Origin of the sequence: Vibrio sp. 10N.261.51.F12, from assembly GCF_041471725.1 — a bacterium.
Classification (GTDB): domain Bacteria; phylum Pseudomonadota; class Gammaproteobacteria; order Enterobacterales; family Vibrionaceae; genus Vibrio.
In genome coordinates, this window is sequence record NZ_JBFROV010000080.1 from 1 (window position 1) to 702 (window position 702).

1 protein-coding gene is annotated in these 702 nt (G+C 49.1%); it reads left to right on the plus strand.

The window, feature by feature from the left end; all coding sequences use genetic code 11:
- A partial coding sequence (locus AB4405_RS24335; RefSeq protein WP_372063115.1) for a VCBS domain-containing protein occupies window positions 1–702 on the plus strand: 702 nt, incomplete at both ends.

The window sequence follows — 702 nt, forward strand, 5'->3', positions numbered from 1 at the left end:
TCCATCGGAAGCAGAAGGCACCGTTGTTGAAAACGATAACCTGGTTGAACTAACAGATAATGGCACGTTGCAACTGTCGGATGTGGATGGCAGTGATGAAGAATCGTTCCAAATTGACCCGGATACAATCACCTCAACGAGTACACTCACAGGCTCAACGGGTGAGGCGTTAGGTGAGCTGACAATCAATGCCATTGGTGAATGGGAGTACGATATTCCCAATGGCTACGTGGAGTATTTAGGAAAAGACGAAACTGCCACCGAAGTCTTTACGGTTCAATCATCTGATGGAACTACTCATGACATTACGATCACCATTGTCGGTACCAACGATGCAGCTGTAATTATAAGCGGTGATACATCTGAACTCACCGAAGATGTCGCGGTGGTAGGTAATAACCTCATTGCGACCGAGCAACTGGTCATCAGCGATGAAGACGCAGGTGAAAATGTCTTTAATGCCGGGGCCGGTACCTCGGTAGGCACCACGTTAGGCAGCCTGTCTATTTTGGCGGACGGCACGTGGACCTACACCATCGATAACACCTTAACACAGGTGCAAGCCCTTGATGTGGACGATACCTTAGTTGAGTCCTTTATCGTGACCTCGGCGGACGGTACCGAGCACACCATCAGTGTGACGGTGAACGGCGCGGAAGATGAAACGTTTATTAGCGGTGCTACGACAGATGTTGTAAAAGA